This is a genomic window from Seonamhaeicola sediminis (assembly GCF_004358095.2).
GTDB classification, from domain to species: Bacteria; Bacteroidota; Bacteroidia; order Flavobacteriales; family Flavobacteriaceae; genus Seonamhaeicola; species Seonamhaeicola sediminis.
On the sequence record NZ_SMZJ02000004.1, the window covers coordinates 123,479 to 136,365 of the forward strand.

Below are 12,887 nucleotides of genomic sequence, written 5' to 3' on the forward strand. Positions count from 1 at the left end.
TTAATCCTAAATATAATCCCGATAGCTTTCGGGACATAAATGTGTTTATCTTTGCAGTTTCAGCAAAAGTATTAAAACAGTTTGAGGTATTTTATAGAACTTTCTTATAATGGTGGCGCTTACCATGGTTGGCAAAATCAACCTACTGCTATTTCCGTACAAGAAGTCATTGAGAAAGCACTGTCTACATTGCTAAAAGAAGTCATTGCTATAGTGGGCGCGGGAAGAACCGATACAGGAGTACATGCTCAACAAATGTTTGCCCATTTTGATACAGAAGTTGGTTTTGATGAATCCCAACTTACTTATAAAATGAATTCGTTTTTACCAAAGGATATTGCTATACATAAAATTTTTAAGGTAAAACCCAATACACACGCCCGTTTTGATGCTTTAAGCAGAACTTATTTGTACAGGATTACGTCAAAAAAGAACGTGTTTAATTATGCTAATGTCCTATATGTTAAGCAAGATTTAGATGTGAATAAAATGAAATTAGCATCAAAAATTTTATTTGATTATAGAGATTTTCAATGCTTTTCAAAAAGTAATACCGATGTAAAAACGTATCATTGTACCATCATGACAGCCGATTGGTTTTTTAAAGATGATGAGTTACATTTTGTTGTTAAGGCAGATAGGTTTTTACGCAATATGGTAAGGGCTATTGTTGGTACTATGGTAAACATTGGTTTAGGAAAAATAGAGGTTGACGATTTGCATACCATCATAAAATCTAAGAATAGGAGTGAGGCGGGGTATTCTGTACCAGCCCATGCTCTGTATTTAACACACATAGAATACCCAAACAGTATAACACTAGATGACTAAAAAGAAAGAAAATATATTTGATTTTGTACTCTTTAAACGTCTGTTTCAATATATAAAACCTTATAAACTTATATTTACAAGTTTGTGTTTTTTGGTATTATTATTAGCAGGAATAGGTGCTGCCACACCTTACCTTACTAAAGATGCCATTGATAAGGGGGTTGAATTAAACAAACCAGATACTTTCTTGTTTTTTATAGTCATCATGCTGGCAGCATTGATTTTACAGACAGTATTTCAACTTATATTTATCTATTACGCATCATGGTTGGGACAAAGTCTTGTAAAGGATGTAAGGATTAAATTATTCAATCATTTACTACGTTTTAAAATGAAGTATTATGATAATTCTTCAGTTGGTGTTTTAATTACCAGATCTGTAACTGATATGGAACGTATTGCCGATATTTTTGGACAAGGATTATTCATGATTTTCAGAGACGTATTGGCTATGGTGGTTGTTTTTATGGTGATGTTATACATAGATTGGAGATTAAGCATGATTGTGTTTGCAATGTTGCCAGTTTTAGTGTACGCTACAAGACTTTTTCAAAAGTATATGAAAATAGCTTTTGAAGAGGTAAGAACAGAAGTATCTAACTTAAACTCTTTTGTTCAAGAACGTATTACGGGTATGAAAATCCTTCAGCTTTTCACGCGTGAGAAAATTGAACACGATAACTTTAAAGAAATCAATGCACGACACAAAAAGGGGTGGTTAAAAACCATTTGGTACAATTCTTTTTTCTTTCCTATACCAGATTTAGCCTCTTCGATAGTAATTGGCTTAGTAGCTTGGTATGGAGGTATAAAAACAATTGAGGGAGTTAATATACAAGGTACGTTGATAGCTTTTATTATGTATATTCCTATGCTGTTTAGACCGTTAAGACAAATGGCGGATAAGTTCAATACCTTACAAATGGGAATGGTAGCAGCTAAAAGAGTTTTTAAGGTGTTAGATACTACCTCCCAGATTGATGATAACGGAACATTAGTGGCTGAACATTTTAAAGGAGAAATTAAATTTAATAATGTACATTTTAGTTATGTAGAAGATGAGGATGTTTTAAAAGGTATTTCCTTAATTGTAAATGCAGGCGATACCGTTGCCATTGTAGGTGCAACAGGAGCGGGAAAATCCACCATCATTAACCTTCTAAATAGATTTTATGAAATAAATGAAGGAGCCATTTTAATTGATGATATTGATATAAGAGAAGTAACCCTTTCCTCTTTAAGAACACAAATAGCGGTAGTGCTTCAGGATGTGTTTTTATTTGCCGATACTATTCTAAATAACATTACATTAAATAACCCTGAAATTACAGAAGAACAGGTGCAACAAGCAGCTAAAGAAATTGGTATTCATGAGTTTATTATGAGTTTACCTAATGGCTATCATTATAATGTAAAGGAGCGTGGTGTAATGTTATCATCAGGTCAAAGGCAGTTAATTTCATTTTTAAGGGCTTATGTAACTAACCCTAGTATTTTAGTTTTAGATGAAGCCACTTCATCTGTAGATTCCTATTCTGAACAACTTATTCAAAATGCTACTGATAAAATTACTAATGGAAGAACATCTATTGTAATTGCACACCGATTAGCTACTGTTAAAAAGGCTGATAAGATTATTGTGATGGACTCTGGAAACATTGTAGAACAAGGTACACATGATGAACTTCTAAAGAAAAAAGATGGATACTATAAAAATCTTTACGAAGTTCAGTTTTTACAGGAGGAAGAAGTAGTTTAGTTTTTAGGAACAAAGTCCTCTATTGAAATATCACCTGTAACAAAAAGCATAATAATAGACATTATTGAAACTCCCATATATCCAATAAAGAAAACAATCCAAAATACAGGAACTCGCCATAACAAGGAAATTTTGTGATATTTAGAATTTTTGTACGCCACGTAAATACAGTAAAAAATCATAAATACAACATACATTAATGCTGTATCAATATATGATTGAGGATCAATTATTATAAGAATAGCAGCATATATTGTTGAAATAATACTGAAATTTGTGAGTGAATATATTGAAATAACAAAGTGTTCTGCATAGTTGTAATTCTTTTTGTTGAAAACTAAATAACTTGCTAATGCTATTATAGGAATATATAGAAAATACAATAAGGAACTGTATTCCATAGTGGCCGACATAATTTTCTCAGTACCACTTCCTCCAGAACTTGTTTGGGCATAACTTATTTTAGAAAAATCAATACTACCCCAAGCAACTTTTTTCATTAAAAATAAAATAAAACCTGAAGATGTCAATGCAATAGCTAACATACTAATAGGATTTAAATATTTTTTTCTCACACCAGCAATATAACCACCACAAACTTCTTGTGGTTTAATAATCATATGTCTAAGAGTTTTTATGAAGGTATTGTCTAGATTAAAATAGCGTTCAAAAAAATCGTATAATAAATTCTTAATAGTAATTCTATTTCTTACCACCTTTGCTCCGCAATCTGGACAAAAACTATAATCTGTTCTTAAAGCGGCGTGACAATTTCTACAGTTCATTACATTAAATCTTTTTTAATCATAGCTGTGAGTTGTGATGCGTTTTCAAAAGCAATAAATTCACCGTCTTTAAAATAAGAGATATGTCCGGTTTCTTCACTTACGGCTAATGCCAAGGCATCTGTCTTTTCTGTAACCCCAATAGCAGCTCTGTGACGTAATCCAAAACGTTTTGGGATGGTTTTCTCGTTATTAACAGGAAGGATTACCCGAGTAGCTTTCACAATATTATTACTAACTATAATGGCGCCATCGTGTAGCGGACTGTTCTTAAAAAAAATACTTTCAATAATAGGTTGTGTAACCTTAATGTTCATTTCATCACCAGAAGAAGTTAAAAAGTCCAGATTATTATTACGTTCAAAGACTATTAAAGCACCAGTTTTTGTCATAGACATTTTATTGCAAGCCGCAACTATAGCGTCAACATTGGTAGTGTTGGTAGCATCAGTTTTTAAAAACTTAAAACGTTGTAAGAACTTCACCCGTCTTCCTAAATTGGTAGACCCTACCATGAGTAAAAATTTCCTAATTTCTGGTTGGAATACTACAATTAGTGCAATGATACCTACTTCAATAAAACCTCTTAATAGTCCATTTAAAAGATTCATATCCAAAAATTCGGTCAGCCTCCATGCACCATAAATAATAATAATTCCAAGAAAGATATTGATAGCAACAGTACCTTTTACAAGTTTGTATATATAATAAAGTAGGAAGGCCACCAGAACAACATCAAGATAATCTATAAAGCGTAGGTTTAAAATGTCGTTAAAGATGTCCAATGGCGAATGGTTTTGGTAAATTTAAGAAAATAGAGTTAATAAATAAATTCGTTTTTAGATATGGTTACATTTTCTAAATCTAATTTTAAAAGTTTGGATTTAATGGAAATATAATCTTGAAATGAAGAAGTTTCCTTAAAGCCAACTAGTAGCTCAATATCTTTATTTAAGCTATTTGATATGTTTTTTAAATAGTTTTTGAATCCTACTAGATTAGTTTTTCTTTTTTCCAAATTGACGAAGTGTAATATTTCAATATCTTCTTTCGAGCTAAAGTTTAAAATAATTTGATATTTAGTTGGGATATCTGAGGTTTTAGAAATAAAATTAATAGGTTCTTCGCTATGATAGATAATCTCGGTAAACTCCACAAACCCTAAATTGTTTCTACTAGTATCATGACAGGTAAAATAGTTTTTGGCATGTTCATTTTTATGAGCACCATTGGCTTTTTTATCTTGTAGAAATTGAATATGCGGAATCACCTGCCTTAAAATGAGGCGTTTATCAATATTAACCAACCAATTGGTAGTGCTAATCAGGTTTTTTCGGTTTAACTCAATACTATCGGGTTGGGTCTCGTCATAAAATAGATAGGCTGCTGATACATCTTGAATGTCTGTAATATCAGAGTGACTTATTTCTGGTAACTCAACTATCTTTTTATTACAAGAACAAACAATTGCAAGAAAAAATAATAAGGTAATTTTTTTCATAATTTTCATTAGCTAAACGGCTTAACAACTTAACATCTCTACTAGCTTAATACATTCCATAGCTTCTTTTACATCATGTACCCTTAAAATGGAACCACCTTTTAGTAAAGCCACAGAGTTTAAGGCTGTGGTACCATTTAAGGCATTTTCAGGAGTAGTTTCTAGTAATTTGTATATCATAGATTTTCTAGAAACACCTACAAGTAATGGTTTTTCAATCATTTTAAACAACTCTAGCTTGCTTAAAAGCTCATAATTTTGTTCCAATGTTTTTGCAAATCCAAACCCTGGGTCGATAATAATATCAATAATTCCTAAGGCATGGGCCGCAGCTATACGCTCAGAAAAGTAGAAAATGATATCTTTTACCAAATCATCATAATTTGTTTGTTGTTGCATTGTTTGCGCATTTCCCCGCATGTGCATCATAATGTAGGGCACTTGCAAATTAGCAACCGTTTGTAACATACTGTGGTCTAGTTTGCCTGCAGAAATATCGTTAATTAAAGCAGCGCCAGAATCAATACATGACTCAGCTACTCTGCTTCTAAAAGTATCAACAGAAATTAAGGTTTCGGGAAAGTGTTTTAGAATAGATTTAACAACAGGAACAATACGTTGCAGTTCTAATTCTTCACTAATAAAATCAGCACCAGGACGTGAGCTGTAAGCACCTATATCTATGAAAGAGGCACCTTCAATAAGCATTTTATCAACCTGTTTTAATATGTCTTTTTCATTATTATACATACCGCCATCGTAAAAAGAATCTGGGGTAACATTTAAAACTCCCATAACTTTTGGCGAGGTTAAATCAATGAGTGTTCCTTTGCAATTAATGGTCATTTATACCGTTTTGTAAGGTGTTTGCACATGGTTTAAAACTTTAAACCAGAAACCTTGATGGTTAAACAATTTTATGCGAAATTTACGCAAAATACAATTTAATTCATGCAAGATACTTCAAAACAATACAATGCTGTTATTGATACCTGTAAAAGTTTGTTTAAAAAGAAAATGACTGATTATGGAAGCGCTTGGAGAATATTACGTCTACCTTCTTTAACCGATCAAATTTTCATAAAAGCGCAACGTATAAGAGGACTTCAGGAAAATGATGTACAAAAGGTTGATGAAGGTCAAGAAAGCGAGTTTATTGGTATTATAAACTATTGCATCATGGCATTAATTCAAATTGAAAAAGGGGTGGTTGAACAACCAGATTTATCTACCACTGAAGCTCTAGAATTATACGAAAAGCACATTACTATTACTAAAAAACTTATGGAAGACAAAAATCATGACTATGGAGAAGCATGGCGTGATATGAGAGTAAGTAGTTTAACTGATTTGATTTTACAGAAATTGTTGAGGGTAAAACAAATTGAAGATAATGCAGGTAAAACTTTAGTAAGCGAAGGCATTGATGCTAATTACCAAGATATGATAAACTATGCAGTGTTTGCTATGATTCACCTTAAACAAGAATAATTATGAAAGCATTTGTAAGTTTGTCAAGACTATTTGTTGGTGTTCTTTTTATTATTTCGGGTTTTATAAAGCTTAACGATCCCCTTGGGTTTTCTTATAAACTGCAGGAGTATTTTAGTGTAGATGTTTTAAATGTTCCCTTTTTAGAACCTTATGCTTTGGGCATATCTATTTTTGTGGTGGTTTTTGAAGTGGTTTTAGGTGTGTTTTTACTCATAGGTTATAAACCTAAATTTACAGTTTGGAGTTTATTACTCATGATTATTTTCTTTACATTTTTAACATTTTATTCAGCATATTTTGATAAGGTAAAAGACTGTGGGTGTTTTGGTGATGCTCTAAAACTAACACCCTGGGAAAGTTTTACAAAAGATATAGTTTTACTTTGCTTTATTCTTGTTCTTTTCTTTGGACTAAAATATATCAAACCCGTTTTTGGAAAATTACTAACAACCGTATTCGCACTATTAGGGTTTGTTCTTAGTTTGTGGTTTGCTTACCACGTACTAATGCATTTACCTGCTATTGATTTTAGAGCCTATAAAATAGGAAATAATATTGCAGAAGGAATGACCATTCCTGAAGACGCACCAAAACCAGTTTTAGAATACAGTTGGAAATTCAATGTAAATGGCGAAGAACAGATAATAGTTACAGATGGTTCTTATCCTACGGTTGAAGGTGATTTTGTAAGTGTAGACACCAAAGTTTTAGATGAAGGATACACGCCACCAGTAGTAGATTTTTCTATAGAGAGTGACGAAGAAGACCTCACAGAATATTATTTAAATGAAGAAAAGGTTATTGTTATAGTTTCTTATAGTTTGGAAAAAATAGAAAGGGGAGGTGCAGAAAAGTTGAAGTCTCTAGCTGAAATTGCCCTAAAAAGAGGTTACAAAGTAATTGGTTTAACAGCATCAGGCAATGAAACCAAACAAAAAATTAATAAAACCTACGGATTAATTTTTGATTGGTATTTATGCGATGAAAAAGCACTAAAAACGGTGGTGCGTTCAAATCCAGGAATTTTAGAATTAGACAAAGGTACAGTGATCCAAAAAGTACATTGGAATGATATTGATGATTTGGAGTTTTTGTAGACAGTAGATACAGAAAATAGATGTCATTTAAATAAATATATCAACAAATAAAACGTATTGCTTAGCTATCTATTAAATAAAATTACTTACGCATTACTCACTTTGTTTGGAGTAGTAACAGTTATTTTCTTTTTATTTAATGTACTTCCTGGTGACCCAGCTCAAATGATGTTGGGGCAAAATGAAGACACGGAACAGTTAGCTTTGGTAAAACAGAAATACGGATTTGATAAACCTATTTCAACACAATATCTCTATTATCTAAATGATTTATCGCCTCTATCATTTCATTCCAATTTAAAAGGTGATTATACTTTTTTAGAAGATGGAAAATATGCCGCCGCAAAACTGTTCACAATTAGTAATATCACTACCGTTTTAAAGTATCCCTATTTAAGAGAATCGTTTACAAAACAAGGAAAGCGAGTCACTGAAGTTTTAAGAGAGACTTTACCCAATACCTTTGTTTTGGCAGTCTCAGCTATATTAATTGCCATTTTTATAGGTGTGGTTTTGGGAATTATATCGGCGCTTTATAAAGATACTTGGTTAGATAAGGTTATTCAAGTAGTAAGTACTTTAGGTATGAGTGTGCCGTCATTTTTCAGTGCTATTTTATTTGCTTGGTTATTTGGCTTTGTACTTCATAAATATACCAATCTTGAAATGACCGGAAGCCTTTATGAATTGGACGATTTTGGAGAGGCTATGCATATTAAGTGGAAAAATTTAATATTGCCCGCAATTGTATTAGGCATTCGCCCTTTGGCGGTGGTTATTCAACTTATGAGAAATTCGTTATTAGAAGTTTTCAATCAAGATTATATACGAACAGCTAGAGCAAAAGGGTTGAGTGAGTTTAAAATTATAAAAAATCATGCTATTAAAAATGCCATTAATCCTGTGGTTACCGCAATTTCAGGTTGGTTTGCTTCTATGTTGGCCGGTGCCGTTTTTGTAGAATATATTTTTGGCTGGAACGGTTTAGGTAAAGAAATAGTTAACTCGCTTAACACTTTAGATTTGCCTGTAATTATGGGGTCTGTTTTAGTTATTGCTACCATGTTTGTAATGATTAACATTTTTGTCGACTTAATCTATGCTTGGTTAGACCCAAGAGTGAAGTTATAATAAAAAGATGGAAAGAAAAATGAATATCCTATTAGTTTTATTAATAAGTGTTTTTAGCTGTAATACAGAAATGCCTACTCAGTTTAGTGAGGAAGCTTTAAATGATAAATTTGTCACTTTAAACGGCAATGAAGTGTCATTTGAGTCAATTTTAGAAAAGTATAAGGGTAAAACCATAGTTATTGATGTATGGGCTTCATGGTGTGGTGATTGTTTAAGGGGTATGCCAAAAGTTAAAGAATTACAGAATGAATACAAGGATGTTGTTTACGTGTTTTTATCGTTAGATAGAGGACAAGACGCTTGGAAAAAAGGTATAGAAAAGTATAATGTAGAAGGAGATCACTATTATATGCAGTCTGGTTGGAAAGGTCCTTTTGGTAATTTTCTTAATTTAGATTGGATTCCTAGATATTTGGTTGTAAATAAAGCTAGCGAAATCGTTGTATTTAAAGTTATTGAAGCTAATGATAAAAAACTTATTCAGGCTCTAAAAAAATAAGTACTTTAGCAGCGTTTACAAAAATCAAAAACCATAAATATTTCATTTTATGAGAAAGAATATCGTTGCAGGAAACTGGAAAATGAATAACGACTTATCACAAACCGAAGCGTTATTAGCAGATTTAGCAAACCAAACAAAAACCTCCAATGCAGAGGTGATGGTGGCGCCAACATTTCCTAATTTATATCAAGCTTTTAATGTATTAAAAAGTACAGGAATTAAAGTAATAGCTCAAAATATGCACTTTGCTGAGAATGGAGCCTACACAGGTGAGGTTAGTGCAGCTATGTTAAAAAGCGTAGGTGTACAGACTGTTATTTTGGGCCATAGTGAGCGAAGAGAATATTTCAACGAAACAGATGAGCTTCTTGCTAAAAAAGTAGATGCTGCTTTAGCAAATGATATGCGTGTAATTTTTTGTTTTGGCGAAGAATTAGCAGATAGAAAATCTGGTAATGAAGAAGCTGTTGTTGAAAGTCAGATTAAAAATGCTTTATTTCATTTAGAAGCTTCTGCATTTAAAAATATCATTTTAGCATATGAACCAGTTTGGGCTATTGGAACAGGTGAAACAGCAAGTCCTGAACAAGCTCAAGACATGCATGCTTTTATAAGAAAAACATTAGCCGATAAGTATGGTGCAGATGTTGCGGATTCTGTATCTATCCTTTATGGAGGAAGTGTAAAACCAGCTAATGCACAAGAGATTTTCTCAAAACCAGATGTAGATGGCGGATTAATTGGAGGTGCTTCTCTTAAAGCAGATGATTTCTTTGCTATTGTAAATGCATTTTAATTAAAAAACTTGTCTTGCTGTTTTATCTTTGTAATTGTCAAGGTATTGCAGCATCTCATAATAACTCATAAAGAACCTCGCAAATTATTAACTTTGCGAGGTTTTTAATTTCAAAAGAATGTCCAATATAATTTATATAGGTTACGAATTTAGTGTAAAACCTTTACAACCAACGGTTGAAATTCTTATAGCAGAATTAGGTTATGCAGGTTTTGAAAGTTTTGTAGAAAACGAAATGGGTGTTACTGCCTATATTCAAAAAGAGGAATGGTATGAAGCAATTTTAGACGATGTTCATGTGTTAAACTCGGATGAATTTGAAATAAGCTATACTTTTTCAGAGATAGAACAAACTAACTGGAATGCAGAATGGGAGAAGAATTTTAACCCAATTGTAGTAGATAATATTTGTGCAGTACGCGCGCCATTTCACAAAAATTTTAACACAGAATATGATATTGTTATAGAGCCTAAAATGAGTTTTGGAACTGGACATCATGAAACCACACACATGATGATACAGCATATTTTAAAAAATGATTTCAAAGGCAAGTCGGTTTTAGACATGGGTTGTGGTACAGGAGTTTTGGCTATTTTAGCTGAATTAAAAGGCGCTAAAACCATTGATGCCATTGATATTGACAACTGGTGTTATCTAAACAGTTTAGAAAATATAGAGCGCAATAGTTGTCAAAATATTAATGTTTTTGAAGGAGATGCCTCATTATTAATTGGTAAATCGTATGATGTTATCATCGCTAACATCAACCGAAATATTTTACTTCAGGACATGGCAACATATGCGACAAGTCTAAATAAAGGTGGTGTGTTGTTTTTAAGTGGATTTTATAATAACGATATACCTACTATTGATGAAGAGGTTTCTAAATATGGGTTTAAAATTCAAGACACTTTAGAACGCAACAATTGGGTTGCTTTAAAGTATGCTTAAATTAAATATTTGCATTTACTTAAGACTTTGTAATACAATTTTTTATAATTTTGAAGTAATGCTATGATGAATACAAAAGAAAAAATACAAGAAGCCTTTAGTGTTTTAGAGCAAGAAGCTAATCTTAACGAAATTGTTTTGTATAACGATGATGTTAATACATTTGATCATGTTATAGATACACTTATTCATGCCTGCGACCATACACCTGAACAAGCCGAACAATGTTCAATAATAGTACATTATAAAGGAAAATGTACTGTTAAAACTGGTGAATATGATGATTTAGAGCCACGTTGCACCATGCTGTTAAACGCTGGTTTAAGTGCAGAGATAGTCTAAGCTATTTGTTCATTCTTCCTATAGCGCAACTCACAAAAGATTTTGCTTTTGTGGAAAGAGCGTTTTTGTCTCCAACTTCGGGGTAACCTAATTTTGCAAGTAAGCTTTTTACAATGTTGAGTGTTTCTTCATTCTCATAAGAAAATGTTACTGTATTGTCATTGTTATTAATCTCTACATTATCAACAAATTCTAATTCTGATAATTTAGTGCTGATTGTATTAGCACATCCACCACACTTTAAGTTTTGTATTTCTAGAGTTGTTTTCATTTTATAACGTTGTTGGACAAACATAATCTGTTCTTGGTAAATCTGTTTTCTTTAAAGCTGCATAGCCACCTGCAATATCAATCACATCAAACCCTCTAGCTTTTAAAATAGAGGCAGCAATAACCGATCTATAGCCGCCAGCACAGTGCAGATAATAAGTTTGTTTTTGGTTTATGCTGTTCATATTGTCATTTATATAATCTAATGCAAAGTGATGTACATTGTCACCTTCTAGGTGTTCTGACTTGTACTCGCCCTCTTTTCTAACGTCAAGAATTTCAATACTATTGTTTTTTAATCTATTCGCTAATTCTTCCGCTGAAATAGATTCAATAGATTCAATGTCTTTACCAGCCCTTTTCCAAGCGTCTATACCTCCATTTAAATAGCCTAAGGTATTATCATAGCCTACTCTTGATAATCTGGTAACGGTTTCTTTTTCTCTTCCTTTGGGGATGACCAGTAAAATGGGTTGTTTTAAATCTGTAATTAAAGCACCAACCCACGGAGCAAACCCACCATGTATACCAATAAAAATAGAGTTGGGAATATGTTCTTTTACAAACTCTTTCTCTGTTCTTACGTCTAGCACCAAAGCGCCTTCATGATTAGCAATGCTTTCAAATTCTTCAGGAGTTAAAGCTACATCTCCTTTTTTTAGAACAGAGTCAAAATCTGTGTAACCAGACTTATTCATCATAGCATTTTTAGCAAAATACTGTGGTGGCGGTAAAATACCATCTAAGACTTCCTTTGTGAATTCAGCTTTGGTCATATCTGCTCTAAGAGCATAATTGGTAGCTTTTTGTTCACCCAAAACACCAATAGTTTCTTTACTCAAGTTTTTTCCACATGCAGAACCTGCCCCGTGAGCAGGGTATACAATAACATCATCAGCTAATGGCATGATTTTGTTTCGTAAAGAATCATAAAGCATGCCAGCCAAATCTTCTTTTGTTAAGTTTGACTTAATTGCCAAATCAGGTCTACCAACATCTCCTAAAAACAGGGTATCTCCAGAGAAGATAGCATGATCTTTTCCTTTTTCGTCTATTAAAAGATAGGTAGTAGATTCTAAAGTATGTCCTGGAGTATGTAATACTTTTATTGAGATATTTCCTAAATTAAATATTTCATTGTCTTTCGCAATATAAGCCTCATAATCTGTTTTTGCTTCTGGGCCAAAAATGATGGTAGCACCTGTTTTTTTTGCTAGATCTAAATGACCAGAAACAAAATCGGCATGAAAATGTGTCTCAAAAATATACTTAATTTTGGCGTTTTCGTTGTTTGCTTTATCAACATATTGTTGTGTTTCGCGTAACGGATCTATAATAGCTACCTCTCCATTAGATTCAATATAGTAAGCTCCTTGAGCTAAACACCCTGTATATATTTGTTCTACTTTCATATTTAATTTTTT

The 12,887-nt window shown here is 32.5% G+C and carries 15 protein-coding genes; 9 read left to right on the top strand and 6 right to left on the bottom strand.

Features of this window, described 5'->3' with window-relative positions:
• Window positions 1–81: 81 nt before the first annotated feature.
• Entirely contained in the window at window positions 82–831 is a 750-nt protein-coding gene (gene truA, locus E1J38_RS06905; RefSeq protein WP_133355317.1) for a tRNA pseudouridine(38-40) synthase TruA, read from the top strand.
• Complete coding sequence (locus E1J38_RS06910) at window positions 824–2,590, top strand: ABC transporter ATP-binding protein (protein ID WP_133355318.1); 1,767 nt, start codon at window positions 824–826, stop codon at window positions 2,588–2,590. Before truA ends, E1J38_RS06910 begins: the two co-directional genes overlap by 8 nt.
• Here the strand turns inward: E1J38_RS06910 and E1J38_RS06915 are convergent.
• Genes E1J38_RS06915 through folP form a run of 4 tightly spaced genes read right to left on the bottom strand, consistent with a single transcriptional unit; the run spans window position 2,587 to window position 5,722 of the window.
• Window positions 2,587–3,375, bottom strand: coding sequence for a DUF3667 domain-containing protein (locus tag E1J38_RS06915; protein WP_133355319.1), 789 nt, complete (start codon window positions 3,373–3,375; stop codon window positions 2,587–2,589). The genes E1J38_RS06910 and E1J38_RS06915 overlap by 4 nt on opposite strands.
• Complete coding sequence (locus E1J38_RS06920) at window positions 3,375–4,160, bottom strand: diadenylate cyclase (protein ID WP_133355320.1); 786 nt, start codon at window positions 4,158–4,160, stop codon at window positions 3,375–3,377. The genes E1J38_RS06915 and E1J38_RS06920 overlap by 1 nt, the downstream gene beginning before the upstream one ends.
• Before the next feature lie 35 nt (window positions 4,161–4,195).
• Window positions 4,196–4,876, bottom strand: a complete 681-nt coding sequence (locus tag E1J38_RS06925; RefSeq protein WP_133355321.1) for a hypothetical protein — start codon at window positions 4,874–4,876, stop codon at window positions 4,196–4,198.
• A gap of 21 nt (window positions 4,877–4,897) precedes the next feature.
• Window positions 4,898–5,722: a dihydropteroate synthase gene (folP, locus tag E1J38_RS06930; protein WP_133355322.1), complete on the bottom strand. Its 825-nt coding sequence runs from the start codon at window positions 5,720–5,722 to the stop codon at window positions 4,898–4,900.
• A gap of 105 nt (window positions 5,723–5,827) precedes the next feature.
• On the opposite strand from folP, the gene E1J38_RS06935 reads away from it, so the two are divergent.
• From E1J38_RS06935 to E1J38_RS06965, 7 genes are all read left to right on the top strand, one after another.
• The gene (locus E1J38_RS06935) at window positions 5,828–6,367 is read left to right on the top strand and encodes a DUF1599 domain-containing protein (RefSeq protein WP_133355323.1); all 540 of its coding nucleotides are present in this window, start codon (window positions 5,828–5,830) and stop codon (window positions 6,365–6,367) included.
• 2 nt (window positions 6,368–6,369) lie between these two features.
• Window positions 6,370–7,467: a BT_3928 family protein gene (locus E1J38_RS06940; protein ID WP_133355324.1), complete on the top strand. Its 1,098-nt coding sequence runs from the start codon at window positions 6,370–6,372 to the stop codon at window positions 7,465–7,467.
• A gap of 57 nt (window positions 7,468–7,524) precedes the next feature.
• Window positions 7,525–8,598 (top strand): ABC transporter permease, encoded by a 1,074-nt coding sequence (locus E1J38_RS06945; RefSeq protein ID WP_133355325.1) that lies wholly within the window; start codon window positions 7,525–7,527, stop codon window positions 8,596–8,598.
• A 19-nt stretch (window positions 8,599–8,617) separates the two neighbouring features.
• Window positions 8,618–9,100 (top strand): TlpA family protein disulfide reductase, encoded by a 483-nt coding sequence (locus tag E1J38_RS06950; RefSeq protein WP_133355326.1) that lies wholly within the window; start codon window positions 8,618–8,620, stop codon window positions 9,098–9,100.
• A gap of 49 nt (window positions 9,101–9,149) precedes the next feature.
• Window positions 9,150–9,899 carry a triose-phosphate isomerase gene (gene tpiA, locus E1J38_RS06955; RefSeq protein WP_133355327.1) on the top strand — a complete coding sequence of 250 codons (750 nt, stop codon included), beginning with the start codon at window positions 9,150–9,152 and terminating at the stop codon, window positions 9,897–9,899.
• 118 nt (window positions 9,900–10,017) lie between these two features.
• Window positions 10,018–10,851: a 50S ribosomal protein L11 methyltransferase gene (gene prmA, locus E1J38_RS06960; RefSeq protein WP_133355328.1), complete on the top strand. Its 834-nt coding sequence runs from the start codon at window positions 10,018–10,020 to the stop codon at window positions 10,849–10,851.
• Between the two features lie 66 nt (window positions 10,852–10,917).
• The gene (locus tag E1J38_RS06965; protein ID WP_133355599.1) at window positions 10,918–11,193 is read left to right on the top strand and encodes an ATP-dependent Clp protease adaptor ClpS; all 276 of its coding nucleotides are present in this window, start codon (window positions 10,918–10,920) and stop codon (window positions 11,191–11,193) included.
• Window position 11,194: 1 nt separating this feature from the next.
• Here E1J38_RS06965 and E1J38_RS06970 read toward each other — a convergent pair whose 3' ends face one another.
• Together E1J38_RS06970 and E1J38_RS06975 are read right to left on the bottom strand one after the other, a co-directional pair.
• Window positions 11,195–11,464 carry a heavy-metal-associated domain-containing protein gene (locus E1J38_RS06970; RefSeq protein WP_133355329.1) on the bottom strand — a complete coding sequence of 90 codons (270 nt, stop codon included), beginning with the start codon at window positions 11,462–11,464 and terminating at the stop codon, window positions 11,195–11,197.
• A 1-nt stretch (window position 11,465) separates the two neighbouring features.
• Window positions 11,466–12,875 carry an MBL fold metallo-hydrolase gene (locus E1J38_RS06975; RefSeq protein WP_133355330.1) on the bottom strand — a complete coding sequence of 470 codons (1,410 nt, stop codon included), beginning with the start codon at window positions 12,873–12,875 and terminating at the stop codon, window positions 11,466–11,468.
• Window positions 12,876–12,887 lie beyond the last annotated feature (12 nt).